At 50.6% G+C, this 15,029-nt stretch carries 15 protein-coding genes; 6 read left to right on the top strand and 9 right to left on the bottom strand.

Features of this window, described 5'->3' with window-relative positions; genetic code table 11:
* Positions 1-14: 14 nt before the first annotated feature.
* Positions 15-965, top strand: coding sequence for an NAD(+) kinase (locus ABWV55_RS00350; protein WP_353291816.1), 951 nt, complete (start codon positions 15-17; stop codon positions 963-965).
* 3 nt (positions 966-968) lie between these two features.
* On the top strand, positions 969-1,475 hold the full coding sequence (locus ABWV55_RS00345; RefSeq protein ID WP_353291815.1) for a CYTH domain-containing protein: 507 nt from the start codon (positions 969-971) through the stop codon (positions 1,473-1,475).
* A 155-nt stretch (positions 1,476-1,630) separates the two neighbouring features.
* Here ABWV55_RS00345 and ABWV55_RS00340 read toward each other — a convergent pair whose 3' ends face one another.
* Positions 1,631-1,960, bottom strand: coding sequence for a helix-turn-helix transcriptional regulator (locus ABWV55_RS00340; RefSeq protein ID WP_353291814.1), 330 nt, complete (start codon positions 1,958-1,960; stop codon positions 1,631-1,633).
* Positions 1,961-2,040: 80 nt separating this feature from the next.
* Here ABWV55_RS00340 and ABWV55_RS00335 point away from each other — a divergent pair, with 80 nt between their 5' ends.
* Positions 2,041-2,934 (top strand): methylenetetrahydrofolate reductase, encoded by an 894-nt coding sequence (locus ABWV55_RS00335; RefSeq protein WP_353292756.1) that lies wholly within the window; start codon positions 2,041-2,043, stop codon positions 2,932-2,934.
* On the opposite strand, the gene ABWV55_RS00330 is transcribed toward ABWV55_RS00335, so the two are convergent.
* The 5 genes from ABWV55_RS00330 to ABWV55_RS00310 form a co-directional block, all read right to left on the bottom strand.
* The gene (locus tag ABWV55_RS00330; protein ID WP_353292755.1) at positions 2,915-4,093 is read right to left on the bottom strand and encodes an NDP-sugar synthase; all 1,179 of its coding nucleotides are present in this window, start codon (positions 4,091-4,093) and stop codon (positions 2,915-2,917) included. The two genes, ABWV55_RS00335 and ABWV55_RS00330, sit on opposite strands and share 20 nt — an antisense overlap.
* Before the next feature lie 36 nt (positions 4,094-4,129).
* The gene (locus tag ABWV55_RS00325; protein ID WP_353291813.1) at positions 4,130-5,047 is read right to left on the bottom strand and encodes a segregation and condensation protein A; all 918 of its coding nucleotides are present in this window, start codon (positions 5,045-5,047) and stop codon (positions 4,130-4,132) included.
* A 416-nt stretch (positions 5,048-5,463) separates the two neighbouring features.
* Entirely contained in the window at positions 5,464-7,113 is a 1,650-nt protein-coding gene (locus ABWV55_RS00320; protein WP_353291812.1) for an NAD(P)H-quinone oxidoreductase subunit 4, read from the bottom strand.
* Positions 7,114-7,203: 90 nt separating this feature from the next.
* On the bottom strand, positions 7,204-9,213 hold the full coding sequence (locus ABWV55_RS00315) for an NAD(P)H-quinone oxidoreductase subunit 5 (protein WP_353291811.1): 2,010 nt from the start codon (positions 9,211-9,213) through the stop codon (positions 7,204-7,206).
* Between the two features lie 34 nt (positions 9,214-9,247).
* Positions 9,248-9,979: an NnrU family protein gene (locus ABWV55_RS00310; RefSeq protein ID WP_353291810.1), complete on the bottom strand. Its 732-nt coding sequence runs from the start codon at positions 9,977-9,979 to the stop codon at positions 9,248-9,250.
* A gap of 80 nt (positions 9,980-10,059) precedes the next feature.
* On the opposite strand from ABWV55_RS00310, the gene ABWV55_RS00305 reads away from it, so the two are divergent.
* Complete coding sequence (locus ABWV55_RS00305) at positions 10,060-11,061, top strand: LysR family transcriptional regulator (protein ID WP_353291809.1); 1,002 nt, start codon at positions 10,060-10,062, stop codon at positions 11,059-11,061.
* Here ABWV55_RS00305 and ABWV55_RS00300 read toward each other — a convergent pair.
* Positions 11,052-11,675: a DUF3172 domain-containing protein gene (locus tag ABWV55_RS00300; RefSeq protein ID WP_353291808.1), complete on the bottom strand. Its 624-nt coding sequence runs from the start codon at positions 11,673-11,675 to the stop codon at positions 11,052-11,054. The genes ABWV55_RS00305 and ABWV55_RS00300 overlap by 10 nt on opposite strands.
* Positions 11,672-12,019 (bottom strand): NAD(P)H-quinone oxidoreductase subunit M, encoded by a 348-nt coding sequence (locus tag ABWV55_RS00295; protein WP_353291807.1) that lies wholly within the window; start codon positions 12,017-12,019, stop codon positions 11,672-11,674. The genes ABWV55_RS00300 and ABWV55_RS00295 overlap by 4 nt, the downstream gene beginning before the upstream one ends.
* Positions 12,020-12,103: 84 nt before the next feature.
* Here ABWV55_RS00295 and pds point away from each other — a divergent pair, with 84 nt between their 5' ends.
* Positions 12,104-13,522 (top strand): 15-cis-phytoene desaturase, encoded by a 1,419-nt coding sequence (gene pds / locus ABWV55_RS00290; protein ID WP_353291806.1) that lies wholly within the window; start codon positions 12,104-12,106, stop codon positions 13,520-13,522.
* 3 nt (positions 13,523-13,525) lie between these two features.
* A complete protein-coding gene (locus tag ABWV55_RS00285; protein WP_353291805.1) occupies positions 13,526-14,434 on the top strand; it encodes a phytoene synthase in 909 nt (302 codons plus the stop codon).
* A 110-nt stretch (positions 14,435-14,544) separates the two neighbouring features.
* On the opposite strand, the gene ABWV55_RS00280 is transcribed toward ABWV55_RS00285, so the two are convergent.
* Positions 14,545-14,982, bottom strand: coding sequence for an RNA-binding protein (locus tag ABWV55_RS00280; protein ID WP_353291804.1), 438 nt, complete (start codon positions 14,980-14,982; stop codon positions 14,545-14,547).
* Positions 14,983-15,029: the final 47 nt, after the last annotated feature.

Below are 15,029 nucleotides of genomic sequence, written 5' to 3'. Positions count from 1 at the left end.
TCCCCCGGAAAGTTATGCGTCTCGACCGGATCTGGTTGGTCTATCGAGCAGATAGTCAACCAGCCCAACGTGAGGCGCGTCACTGTGCAAGGCAGTTAGAGGCCCTTGGATCTAGAGTCATTTTGGCGATGTCTGGTCCCCAAGCAAATCCGTTCCCAGGTTTATTGGCTGTGGAGGCTGAGTTGCCGAATCTGGCAGTTGTTTTGGGAGGTGACGGTACGGTCCTTGGCGCTGCCCGTCATCTTGCAGTGCACGATATTCCCCTGCTTAATATCAACGTAGGTGGTCATCTCGGCTTTCTTACGCATGATCAATGGGTATTAAGAGGAAACGAGGTCTGGCAGCGTTTGCTACGCGATCAGTATGCAATTGAACGACGGATGATGTTGCAGGCGATGGTCGATCGTCGCTGTGCGACAGAACGGCCTATAGGGCCAGCAGTGCTGGAGCAACCCGGTGTTGAAGGTGATAAGGAACATCATTGGGCCCTCAACGATTTTTATCTGAGGGCCTACCTCGATGAAATTTCTCCTACCTGCACTCTCGAACTCGAAATCGATGGGGAAGTGGTGGATCAGGTACGTGGAGATGGGCTAATTCTCGCGACCCCGACAGGTTCTACTGGGTACGTGATGGCTGCTGGGGGGCCGATTTTGCATCCAGGCATCGATGCCATCATAGTTACGCCAATTTGTCCGATGAGTCTCTCAAGCCGCACCGTTGTCGTTCCCTCTCGTTCTCGGCTGGTGCTGTGGCCCTTAGGAAATTTAGGTCATCAAATTAAGCTTTGGAAAGATGGTGTTGGGTGCACTTTGTTGCAACCTGGCGAGTGCGTCGTAGTGCAACAGGCTCGCTGCCATGCCCAGATGGTACTGCTGAACCAAAGTCCCTCTTACTATCGAACTTTAACTCATAAGTTGCACTGGGCGGGCAGCCTTACGTTTGATCAGCCCTCGCCCAATTGACTTATGACCTTGGAAATTGAGCGGCGGTTCTTGGTACATGGTGAGGGATGGCTTACTCATGCTAGGTCTGCTCAGCGATTGCGGCAGATGTATCTCGCAGCAAGTGCTGAAGGGGTGACTGTGCGCCTGCGATTTGAGGATGAGGATCAGGCTCGGCTCAGTCTGAAAGCTCCAGCTGATGCCGTTGGCTTAGTTCGACATGAATTCGAATATGCCATCCCCGTTGTGGATGCAGAGGTCATGTGGCGTTTGTCATTGCCTAGCTTAGAGAAAACGCGTTGGGCCCTTGATCTTCCCGGTGGAGATTGGATAGTGGATTGCTTTACCGGTGCTAATTCTCCCCTGGTCTTGGCAGAAGTGGAACTTTCTCAGATTAATCAGAAGATCGAAATCCCGACCTGGTGCGGAAACGAGATCACCGGAGAATCGCGCTGGGCCAACGCGGTTCTAGCAAACTGCCCACTGCAATCTTGGCCTTTGAAAGATCGCCAACACTATGGGTTGGCCTAAACCTCCCTAATTAATTTATAGATTACTTTTATCTTCGAGAGGAGCGTGGTGACGCTCCGGCAATATTTGGTTTTTGTGGTTTGGATAGAAATGCCTCACTCGGTTGAAAGCAGCATCGAGGTTTGCCTGGAACCCACCTGTTTAAGCCTCGTCCCTCATTGTCTCCGACTCTTCAAGTCTTGCCTAAGTCCGTGTTTTCCTCGATCAGGATTCATGGGGGGGTCCGCGTCTGGAAGAGCACAACAATTGAAGCCGTCGCGACAAATCTTCCCGTTGTCCATTGACCAATTCAGTAAGGCCACCCTGTTCCTCAAGCCAGTCTTGGTGAACACATTGCTCACGTGGTTATCGACGGTTCGCTTGCTGATGGTTAAACGATCAGCAATTTCCTGATTGGTGAGTCCCTCTGCTACCAACTGAATGATCTCGATTTCCCTGGTGGACAGGGCAATGTCCAAGGGATCAGTTGCATCGACTGATGACATGGTCGGCCACCTTTGGCACCATGCTAGTCCCGTTACGGGTTCTAGTAATACACAGTGATTTCTTGAAGCGAAAAAAGGGTTTGATGACAGCGCTTCAGCGCGCGATCGAGGCTGGGGAGCAGGTTTTCACAGCAGAAGTGATGCCACCACGTGGCGCAGATCCCTCTCACATGCTATCCATGGCTGCTCACTTAAGTGGGCGTGTTCATGCTCTGAACGTCACTGACGGAAGCCGTGCTGTGATGCGAATGAGCAGCTTGGCCGCTTGTAGACTCTTGTTAGATGCTGGCACTGAGCCAGTGTGGCAACTAGCTTGTCGCGATCGTAATCGCATCGCTCTTCAGGCAGATCTGCTAGGAGCCCATGCCCTCGGCATTCGCAATCTTTTATGCCTAACCGGCGACCCCATGCGTGCAGGGGACCAGCCTGAGGTGCGACCAGTGAACGAGTTGGAGTCGGTGCAGCTTATTCGCCAAGTGGCCGCCTTGAACCAGGGTGAAGATCCGGTTAAAGGAAGCCTTCCTGATGGTGCAACCTCCTTGTTTGTGGGTTGCGCCGCTGATCCTCACTCGCGTAGCTGGAGCGGGTTGCAGCGCCGGTTGCAAAGAAAGGCAGCGGCAGGTGCCCGTTTTGTTCAGACCCAAATGGTAATGGATCCTCTTGTACTGGAACGTTTTCAGCATGAGCTTGCAGGCCCTCTGAAGCTGCCTGTGATAGCGGGAGTATTTCTATTAAAGTCGGCAAAGAATGCTTGCTTCATTAACCGTGTGGTGCCTGGAGCATGTATTCCAAACCATCTGATCGAGCGTTTAGACAGGGCTTCCGATGCATCAATGGAAGGAGTAGCCATCGCTGCGGAGCAAGTACAGCAATACCTAGGAATTGTCCGAGGCGTTCACCTGATGGCAATTAGAGCAGAAGAGCGAATCCCCCTGATTCTTGATCAAGCAGGAATCAGCTCGTTGCTGAGGTGAGATCAGTGCCGAGTAGTTCTGCCATCGCTTTTTGTTGTGGAGACGGCTCTACAAGATCTTGGCGTCGAGCATCAGTAATTAACCAATCAAGCGAGGCTTCTTGCAGATCAAAGTGACCACCGTCTTTGCCAACGCAGTAGCGTCCAAAAACCAGTTTCTCCACTAATTGAACACCGGCTCCAATGCGTGAGTAATCAAAAATAATTGAGTTATCGATTGTGGCGCCTTCGCAAATATGGCAACTAGGCCCGATCATTGAGGGACCAATAATGGTTGCACTGTTTTCGATTTTGGTCATGCCCCCAACGTAAACAGGCCCAGAAATTTTGATCTTGTCCCAGTTGGCAGCGACATTAAGGCCGGTGAAGACACCTGGACACACTTCCTTGCCCGGAATACCGACTTGGCGAACTTCACCTAAGAGTACCCTACGGATTGCCTGCCAGTAATCTGGCACTTTGCCGATATCCACCCATTCAAAATCCATCGGGATGGCATAAAAAGGTGCTCCGGATGCGGCCAGCTTTGGAAACAGATCAGAGCCAATATCAAAGGAGACTCTAGAAGGAATGTGTTTGAAGATTTCTGGCTCAAAGATATAAATACCAGTGTTGATTGTGTCACTGAGCGCCTCTTCAACACTTGGTTTTTCCTGAAAGGATGAGATTCGACCCGCATCATCGGTGACGACAACACCATAACTACTGACCTGGTCTCTAAGAACACGTTTGGTTACCAAGCTGGCAATAGCTCCTTTCTCCCGGTGACGTCGCAGGGCCTCACTTAAATCGAGGTCAATCAGGGCATCTCCGCAGAGCACCACAAAGGTATCGTCAAAAAACTGTTGGAAATCTTGGATTTTTTTTAGTCCACCAGCCGAACCTAGGGCGCTACCGATTAGCTCACCATCTTCAATTCTGCCTTCGAAGCTGTAAGCAAGTTCTACGCCAAAACGTTGGCCATCACGAAAGTAGTTCTCAATTTCTTCGGCCAAATGAGAAACGTTTACCATCACTTCGGTAAAACCATGCTCCTTCAATAGTTCCAACAAAAATTCCATCACTGGCTTTTGCAAGATCGGAATCATTGGTTTGGGGATCACATGCGTAATCGGCTGCACCCTTGTCCCCTTGCCAGCCGCCAGAATCATCGCCTTCATTGGCGTTTCGGGCTCCTGAATTGGCAGCACATTAGACTACTTTCGCGTGATAGTGGTTGCCGCAGTCGATACAGGGTCTGGCAAACGAAGACAGCCGATCGGCAATCGAGTCGGAATTCCACTGGCTGGGGTTCGTTTGAATTGTAATGGTCCATGTAGCCACACTTTTTGGTCGAGTTCCACCTTGCCTTGGGAGGAGAGAAAGAGAAGGGCCCGGAACACCCCAACCCTGTCTCGATTAAGATCAGCTGCGGCTACATGACCCCAGTGCCGTACCAGTTGTTCGAAGTCCACCCAATCCAAAGCGTCTTCCCAGCCGGCGAGAAAAACACCAAGAGCTTCTGTAGTTTCAGGTAGTTTTTCCCTATGAGCTAGGTCGGCTACTTGGGCAACTGCGTTGTTTGCACTGGAACGCCTGTGGCTTTGACGAGGTCGTATTTCAAACTCACGTGACTCAAGCCGCCGCTTGGCAATGGCCTCGAGTTGTTCAACCAATGCCAATGCTCCGAGAGCAACAATCCGACGCAGTGGTAAAGGCGCTACTGGTCGACGTTGCAGATAGAGCTCTGGTCGTTTAGGTAGTTCAAAACATGGATTCAGCCCTCTCTGATTATCAGGGTCGACTTCGCAATATTCATCCACTTCAGGAGCAGATGAGAGCAAACTTGCCTCAAGCGATTGGGCTTTTAGCTCCAGGAGAATTGATGCAGCCAAAAAGGCTTGACTGCTTTCGGCTAGATCGCGCTCGTAACTGCCACCTTGTCTTGTTACGGCCGTTGTTATTTGTCGAGACATTTCGAGACGTTGCCTAAGTTGGTCCAGGAATCCGTCCAAAACAGCAATCACATTGACACCCCAAGGGTCAAGGCTTCCGCACTCGACAGCGCTCTGCAGAAGACGGATAGCTAGAGGCGTACCGGAACCAGTGGTTTCTTCGGGGATAACCTGATGCAATGGGAATTCAAATCTCTGCCCGATCTAAAGTATCGACCATGTTGTTGGCAGGCTAGCCATCTGCCATGTATGCCTGCTCATCCGAGTCCGTCTTGGTTGGTATTGCGTTTTTGTGTAGGGCCTACTCAAGGTCAGGATCATTGCTAGCGGAAACCTGACCTACCTTTTGGTGGGATGTGGCTCCGGTTTTAGTGACAAAAAATAAAGAAAAGGTAGGGATTCACCAAATCCGCAGAGAGTATTGCTCTCCCACAACACGTAAGCGATTGCTAAAGCCTTGTTCTCAAAGATTAAGGATAAACCCAGTTTGAAGACAAACATCAGGCCAAGACAGAGCATGGGCAAAGCGCCTTGGCCTGGGCGAACTTTAGAGAGCCCGGCACTAAAGCCACAGGATCGGTGTGTTACCTAATTACCTAAGAGGTTGAAGGGGTGAGGATGGGTGCCTGCAGCATCGCCGGCATGGAAGATTCGCGCTGACCCCGAATTAATGGTGCCGTGGGCTTGCTGAGCTGCTCCATAGCAGTCAGATCTCGACTTACTAACGCCTCGATCGAGCTGCTGAAACTATCGGTCATAACACGCGGATACAAACCAATGCCAATGATTGGAATGAGTAAGCATCCGATGATATAAATCTCACGGGGCTCGGCATCTACCAGGTTCGTGTCGGAAACAAGCTCAATTTTTTCTTTGCCGAAGAAGATTTCCCGAAGCATTGAGAGCAGGTAAATTGGCGTAAGAATGACTCCCACTGCTGCAAGTCCGCAAATAACTACGCGAAAGGCCAATGTGTAGGCCTCATCAGTAGCAAACCCGGCGAAAATTATTAGCTCGCTGACAAAACCGCTCATTCCAGGCAAGGCTAGAGAAGCGAGAGCGCAAACAGTCCATAGGGCAAACATGACTCGCATTTTCTGCCCTACCCCACCCATTTCATCTAAAAGTAGAGTGTGGGTGCGATCGTAGGTGGCGCCCACAAGGAAGAACAAGCTGGCGCCAATCAGTCCGTGACTTATCATTTGTAGCATGGCACCGCTTGTGCCAAGAACGCTGAAGCTGCCGATACCTATCAACACGAATCCCATATGACTGATCGAGCTATAAGCAATCTTCCGTTTGAGGTTACGCTGGGCAAAGGAAGTGAGAGCAGCGTAAATTATGTTCACAACGCCAAGCACGATCAGTAAAGGGGCGAACTGAGCGTGCGCTGTGGGAAGTAGCTCACAGTTGAAGCGCAGTAGAGCATAACCACCCATTTTTAGTAATATGCCGGCCAGTAACATATGTACCGGTGCTGTCGCTTCACCATGGGCATCCGGTAGCCATGTGTGCAGAGGCACAATTGGCAATTTTACTCCGAAGGCGATGAGCAGCCCTGCGTAACAAAACAACTGAAAGCCACTTCCGAAGTCTTTGGCCGCCAACTTGGTGTATTCAAAGCTCGGCGTCTCCCCTCCAAAAAATCCCATAGCGAGAGCCACCAGCAAGATGAAAAGAGAGCTACCTGCCGTGTAAAGGATGAATTTCGTAGCAGCATACTGACGTTTTTTGCCTCCCCAAATTGCAAGTAACAGGTAAACGGGAATCAGCTCCAACTCCCAAACCAAGAAAAACAACAACATGTCTTGCACCGCAAAAACAGCAATCTGGCCTCCATCCATCGTGAGCAATAGGAAATAGAACAGCCGCGGTTTAAAGGTCACCGGCCATGCAGCCAGACAGGCAAGACTAGTGATAAAACTAGTCAGCAGGATTAAGGGCATCGACAGTCCGTCAGCCCCAACGGTCCAGGTGAGGCCAAGATCAGGTAACCAGCTGACGCGCTCAGACAACTGTAGGCCACTTAGGCTGGGGTTATAGCCTCTGAGATAGCCCGCAACTGTTATTAGAAATGTGACCAAAGTGATAAGCAGTGCATACCAACGCACTTGCTTACCCTCTCCATTGTCAGGGATGAAGGGAACCATCATCGCGCCAATTATCGGCGCGATGATCGACAGACTCAGCCAAGGTATTGCCGTTTGCACGGGGTCGCTCAGACCAGCGACAGCAAAATCGATCACGAACTACCTAAGTTTTCACTGGTTGGATCGTAGAAATCGCTGAGGCTGTGTCATCACCTCGATAGGTGATGACACACATAAGGGTCTGGATCAGTTAATTGGTCTGCCGATCACTCCAAACAAAACAACCATGGCAATCACACCAGCAAACACAATCAGCGCATAAAATTGCGCACGACCAGTCTCCAGATATTTGAGACCCTCTCCGCTACCAAGGGTAAGCAAGCCGGTGAGGTTCACAACCCCATCTACCACCTTGGCATCCACCTCTAGAACCTCGCGAGCGAGCCTGCGACTAACTCGAACAAATAATTGTTCGTTAATCCAATCCAAGTACCATTTATTGACAAGGAAGGTGTTAATTATTGGGAACCGCCCAGCAATAAGCTGTCCGAGATTGATTCGCTGTATGGCATAAGCAAAAGTTGCTAAGCCGATGCCTGTTAAAGAAATGACAATAGAGGCAATCGCTAAGGGCAAAAACTCACTCCAGCTGAAGTACTTAGCCATCTCTGCAGCTTCTTCCGGGTTCAATAGGCCAGCAAAACGATTATTCCAAGGGGTGCCCAGCAAACCAATCAGTACGGAGGGTACAGCTAAGAGGATGAGCGGCGTCGTCATCGGCCAGGCCGACTCATGCACGCTGTTGACACAATCGTCATGATCTTTGTCTTCCTTGCCAGCAGCGGCAAGGAGATAGGTGCGAATAGCCTTATCGTTACCGCGAAACTTTCCTTCGAAGGTAAGGAAATAAAGCCGAAACATATAAAAGGCCGTCATCCCTGCTGTGAGGAAACCCACGAGCCATAGCGCCGGGAAGGTTTTAAAGGCTTGGCCAAGAATTTCATCTTTGCTCCAAAAACCAGCCAAGGGCGGGATACCACTGATCGCTATGCAGCCAATGAAAAAGGTGGTGGCAGTGATCGGCATCTTTTGGCGTAGGCCTCCCATCAGGCGCATATCTTGGGCCAGAATTGGTTCGTGGCCAACTACATCTTCCATAGCATGTATGACCGAGCCAGATCCAAGGAAGAGCATCGCTTTAAAGAAGGCGTGCGTGACCAGATGGAACATGCCAGTAATAGGGGCGCCACACCCCATGGCCAGCATCATGTATCCGAGCTGCGATACCGTGCTGTAGGCGAGACCCTTCTTTAGATCCATCTGGGTTAGAGCTATAGAAGCCCCCAGGAAGCAAGTGATAGTCCCGATGACAGCAATAACGGCTTGTACTGTGGGAAACTGGGTGTACAGCGGATCAAGTCGAGCTACGAGAAAGATTCCTGCTGCCACCATTGTTGCGGCGTGGATTAGGGCAGATATAGGTGTTGGCCCTTCCATAGCATCGGGCAGCCAAACATGAAGAGGGAACTGGGCTGATTTTGCCATCGGCCCCATGAAGATAAGCAGACAGAGCAACAGAGCAGCCCATGGAGCAACACTGCCGTTGGCTAAGCCCCTTTGCAGCCCATCAGCAATGCCATGAAAATCAAAGCTTCCAGTGGCCCAAAATAAGCCGAGAATACCGAGAAGAAGTCCGAAGTCACCGACGCGATTTACCACAAATGCTTTTTGAGCGGCATGGGCTGCTCCCTCTCGGTCATACCAAAATCCCACGAGAAGGTAGGAGCACATGCCAACTAACTCCCAGAACACGTAAATCTCCAGCAAGTTCGGGCTAATGATTAGACCCAGCATGGAACTACTAAATAGGGCGAGATATGTAAAAAAACGCACGTAACCCTTGTCATGGATCATGTATCCATGGGAGTACACCATCACCAGGAGAGCGATGGTGGTCACCAACGACAACATCATCGCTCCTAGCGGATCAATGACATAACCCATCGGTAACGTGAAGTCGCCAGCACTAGCCCAAACAAAAAGATGCTCAACGGTCGGTGACCCAGCCAGTTGATTTGCCAAAGTGGCATAACTCAAAGCTGTGGCTATTCCGACGCAGGTGATCAATAGGAGAGCAACTGGCTTACGTAAGCGATTGATGGTTCGGTTAAAGCTGATCAATCCCAACCCAGTAATGACGGCCCCCACTAGGGGCAAAACGGGGATTAGCCAGGCTAATTCAGCTGCCGAGGGCATCCGCTAGTAACCGATTGAGACTTGAGTTTAAGACTTAGTCCAGTAAAGATTCGAGTGCGGAATTGCGCACCATTTCACTGGCTTGAGGAATGAAGTGATGGGCCCACCAAAATAAGCCAACGGCAGCAATAATACCCAACTGTGCAGGACGCACAAATTCTCGCCAGTCCAGGATTTGGCGACCATCGACGACAGCGACGAAGGGAAGTATCGACGTGTTTTTTCTGACGTCGTCGAAGGCTGCCCCAAAGTACGCTTTCAGTCGACGGTCACCATGCCATACCGCGAAGAGATGGTGGCTAATCAGGCCGAGACAGGTGACCAGCATGAAGCTGCTACCAATCCATAGGGCATGGGTAATACACCAAAGAATTTGTCCCACCGCTTGGGGATGGCGGCTAATTCTGATGATTCCTGTGGCGTACAGGCGAACTTGTGGTTTTAAAACGGCAGGGATTTCCAGAAGGTTGTAGGTGGCTGGATAGAGGAATAGGAAACTGATAGCTGTGCCAATCCAGACCAAGAGGACTGTCCCGGGTACACCCTGAAGATTCCAAAGCCGAACACCGTCGTAGCGATGGGCGAGAAACCAACCAATTATCACCATTGCTGATGGGATGCTGACAGCGGCGAAAATCAAGCGCCAGATCCGTGCTCCGACTATTGCTTCTGCCCGGCTGCGGAGAGCAGCGCCCCCGCTGTGAATCACCGCGAAGATCACTAGTAGAGCCAGCATCACCAAGCTGCTGTCATGGTTGGTTGCCATAAGAAAGGATTCATCAGGCCGTAATTCTGGCCCTTTGTCATTCTGGGCTTAGATTCCAGCTTTCTAGTGGGTGCGTCGCGGTGGCTGATCTGCCGTTCACCCTTGATCAACTGCGCATCCTGCGCGCGATAGTGAGCGAGGGAAGTTTTAAAAAAGCCGCAGACAGCCTTTACGTCACGCAGCCGGCCGTCAGTCTTCAGGTTCAGAATCTCGAGAAACAGTTGGAGGTGTCTCTCTTTGATCGTGGAGGCCGCAAAGCACAGCTCACCGAAGCTGGGCATTTGCTACTCAGTTATTGCGACCGCATTCTTAGCCAATGCACGGAGGCTTGTCGGGCGCTGGACGATCTCCATAATTTAAAGGGCGGTTCGTTGATAGTCGGAGCAAGCCAGACCACTGGTACGTATCTGATGCCTCGGATGATCGGATTGTTTCGGCAGAGATATCCTGAGGTGTCAGTACAGCTTCAGGTCCACAGTACTCGTCGGACCGGCTGGAGTGTAGCGAACGGCCAGATCGACTTAGCCATCATTGGCGGAGAGCTACCGCAAGAGCTAAACGAGCTGTTGCAGGTTGTGCCGTATGCCAATGATGAGCTGGCGCTCGTTCTCCCGGTCAAGCACTCGCTTGCTCGCCTTACGGAATTAACCAAGGAAGATCTTTACCGACTTAGCTTTGTTTGTTTGGACGCCCAATCAACTACTCGAAAGATGGTGGATCAGTTGCTTGCTAGCTCAGGTCTTGATGTACAGCGATTGCAAATCGAGATGGAACTCAATTCTCTTGAAGCCATCAAAAATGCAGTTCAAGCTGGTCTTGGCGCCGCATTTGTGCCTGTGGTGTCGATTGATCGTGAGTTAACAGCAGGCACGATTCACCGGCCCCAGGTCGCTGATCTGCAGGTAAAACGGCAGCTGAAGCTGATCACGCACCCTGCCCGGTACTGTTCCAGAGCTTCTGCAGCATTCCGCCAGGACGTGCTCCCTGTTTTTGCCAGTGCTGATAGCCCTATTCGCCAAAACATTTCAGCACCAGATTCATCGGCATTTATTCCCGTAGCAGAGCAGCCATTTCAGAATTGATTCGCTTCCGGTGTTATACCCAACGTGTCGTTGGCAATTCCTTTGTTGATAAATCGATTTTGAGTGACGTCTGTTTGATAAACGCAGCGGACTACTGGCTTATCTCGCACTGAACCGATGTAAGCGAAAGTATTCATGCGTCGTTTGCATTCTCGTTCTTGATCGCCCGTGATTGCACCTTCCCTGCGCAGTACAGACCAGTTTTCTCGACGGATTACGCAGCCTGGCTGCAGGGTTGGCTGAGTCACGAAGCTGCTAGATGGGTTCAGTGTTGTATACATCTCAATATCCATCACAAAAGCACTGGCACCCCACTGCCTGCAAAATTCAGGATCAGGCACGGCCATATCCAGCTGTTGCGAACTGGCAATATTTCCTTGGTCACCTTGTGTTGTGCTCGTCACCGTACTCCCGATGCCGATGCCAACGATCAGAACGCCGGCCAGGACTGCTGCGGTGCGGGAATTAAACTTCAGCTCTGTTTCGTTGGCCTCCGGTGATGAGTTGGCCGGGCGCTCACCCCGATCGTAGCTGCGGCGATCATCGTAATAACCCTTCTGTTCGTAGCCCCTTCCCCCTCTTCGTTGTAAGCGGTTGTAGCGGGAGCGGTTCACAGCAACTCAGGAGTACGTGGTAGACCCATAGAAAAGTTCTGAACACGAGCTTCTGGGTTGTAGCTAAGCTCTCCGTTTTGCAGCAGCCGACGAATAGATCCTTCAAGTTCAGTACCAATACGACGTAAGACGTAATCGCTGAGTTCGCTTCCCGCGGCAGTCTCCACAAGTTGCTGGAAATGCTGTTGCACTTGATTGATGGCACCTTCATTCCAGATGAACTCATTATCGGGGTCAAGGTCCAACGTAAGTTGATCTGGACTTGGTATTAGCTCTTCCTGTTCCACTCGGGCGGTGAACAAGCGCACATGTCGGGTTGCACACTTCAGCAGGGTGTCGGCCATATTGCATCAGAGTCGATTCTTGAGCTTAAGAAGCGATTGAGAAGAAGACTCTTTTAAGGTTGATTTCAATATTTCACTCTTTGCATGCGCGTCGCTATCGCCGGAGCCGGACTTGCAGGTTTGTCTTGTGCCAAATACCTCGCGGATGCCGGGCACACGCCAATTCTGATGGAGGCCCGTGATGTTCTTGGTGGCAAAGTGGCTGCTTGGAAAGATAATGATGGTGATTGGTACGAAACTGGTTTGCATATTTTTTTTGGTGCTTACCCAAATATGCTTCAGTTATTTAGAGAATTAAACATAGAAGATCGGTTGCAGTGGAAAAGTCACTCAATGATTTTCAACCAACCTGATAAGCCTGGGACTTATAGCCGGTTCGATTTCCCAGATCTTCCGGCACCTATGAATGGTGTGGCTGCGATCTTGGGCAATAAAGACATGTTGAGCTGGCCGGAAAAAATCAGTTTTGGTTTAGGTCTTATCCCGGCGATGCTACGTGGTCAGGATTATGTTGAGAAATGTGATCAATATTCTTGGACGGAGTGGCTCCGTCTTCACAACATTTCTGAAAGAGTTAACGAAGAAGTGTTTATCGCGATGAGTAAAGCGTTGAATTTCATTGTTCCGGGTGAAATTTCTGCCACTGTTTTGCTCACAGCTCTGAATCGCTTTTTGCAAGAAAAGAATGGTTCACGGATGGCTTTCCTAGATGGGGCTCCCCCAGAGCGCCTTTGTCAACCGATTGTTGAGCACATTGAGTCTCTTGGTGGACAGGTTCATCTGGATCGCCCACTTCGTGAGATCAAGCTCAATGACGACGGAAGTGTTGCGGCCTTTCACATCGGTGGTGTGAAGGGGAAAGAGAGCTTTGATCTTTTTGCTGACGCTTATGTGAGTGCCCTACCTGTGGATCCTTTCAAGTTGTTATTGCCAAAACCCTGGAAACAGATGGAGATCTTTAGCAAGCTTGATGGTCTCCGTGGGGTTCCTGTAATTAACATCCATATGTGGTTTGATCGCAAACTAACAAATATCGACCATCTATTATTCAGTCGTTCGCCCCTGCTCAGTGTTTATGCAGATATGAGTGTCACCTGTAAAGGATACGAGAACTCCAACCATTCTATGCTCGAGCTTGTTTTTGCACCTGCTAAGGACTGGATTAGCCGTAGCGACACAGATATTATCGATGCCACAATGAAAGAATTGATAAAACTCTTTCCAATGCATTTTGGCGGGGATGATCCAGCCAAACTAAGTAAATACAAGGTTGTTAAAACGCCTCTCTCGGTATACAAGGCCACCCCTGGCTGCCAAGGGCTGCGCCCCAACCAGATAACTCCAATCAAAAACTTCTTTTTGGCGGGTGACTATACAATGCAACGTTATTTAGCCTCAATGGAGGGCGCAGTACTAAGTGGCAAGCTTTGTGCCAGTGCAGTAGACGCGAAAAGCGGCGTACTAGCATCAGCTTCCTGTGTCGGTGCGCCGGTAGCGGCCTAAGTGATGTCTCTCGCAGCCAGAGATCTCGACGGTGCTTTTGAGGTTTGTCGTCGTGAGACAGCCAGGTGGGCCAAAACGTTCTATCTGGGTACGTTGTTGTTACCTATTCATAAGCGTCGGGCAATTTGGGCAATTTACGTTTGGTGTCGTCGTACCGATGAATTAATGGATGGTGCAGAAGCGCAGGCTTGTTCTATTGAAGAGCTGACTGAGCGTCTGGATCGGTGGGAACAGCAGACCCGTGACCTATTCAATGGACGTGTGTCGAATGATCTGGATGCCGTCATGGCAGACACGCTGGAGCGCTTCCCCCAGGACATTCAGCCCTATCTCGACATGATTGAGGGTCAGCGCATGGATCTCACATGGACTCGCTATCCGAAATTTGAGGATTTGAAGCTTTATTGCTATCGCGTTGCGGGCACTGTTGGGCTAATGACCCAAGGCGTGATGGGTGTTGATCAAGCTTATACATCAGCTCCTTGGAGTGACAGACCAGACACGTCTGATGCGGCTGTAGCGCTTGGAATTGCTAATCAACTCACCAACATCCTTCGTGATGTTGGTGAAGATCGCGACCGTGGACGCATTTACCTCCCCCAAGAGGATTTTGAGCGCTTCGGTTACTCTGAGGCCGACTTCATGGAGGGTCGACTCAATGACGCTTGGCGCGAGTTGATGGCTTTCCAGCTGCAACGGGCACGGGAGTGGTTTGCTCGTTCCGAAGCTGGTGTGCGTTGGCTTTCAGGTGATGCCCGTTGGCCAGTTTGGACATCACTTCGACTATACCGAGGTATTCTTGACGCCATCGAACGAATCGATTACGACGTATTTCATAGACGCGCCTACGTGGGAAGGTTCAATAAGTTGCTCGATTTGCCCCATTCACTTGTACTGGCACAATCTCGCTAACAATTAGGCTAGCAAGTACTTGCTAAAACTGAACAAGTACTTGATAACAAGACTGGCGGTGCTTATTTACTCCGCCAGATGAGGACTAGTGGTTAAGTGACCTTGGTTAATCAGACTGCTGTTTTTTGGTTTCCCAGCAGATCTTTCAACCTGGCGAGTTCGCCTGCCCAGCGTGGGTCTGGCGCGCTTTCGTTTGGTGCATCGCTATGCACCACCTTATTCGCTGCTTTACGAGCTACTTGAGGCTGACCGGCACCCATCGGCGCAGAGCTACCTCTACGGCGATTGCTGGTACCTGAATCGCGGCGTTCAGAGCGCTCAACTCGTAAAAAGCTGCCACCGAAATCTTTACCATTAAGTTGTTCAATTACAGCGTCGGCAACCTTCGGATCCTCGACATTAGCGAAGCCAAAACCACGACAGTCGCCGGTATCTCGATCCAGTACCGACTTAAACCAGATCCCCTCCCCAATCCCTCTAAGAAGAGCAGTAAGCTCCTCCTCATTGAAGGTCTGCGGCAAATTGCCGATGTACAGGCGAATGCTCATAGGAGAAATAGGCGATCTGTCGGTGTCTGACTGTCATCGCTGACACA

The organism is Synechococcus sp. M16CYN (genome assembly GCF_040371545.1).
Taxonomy (GTDB): Bacteria; Cyanobacteriota; Cyanobacteriia; order PCC-6307; family Cyanobiaceae; genus Parasynechococcus.
This window is presented reverse-complemented; position numbering and strand designations above follow the sequence as displayed.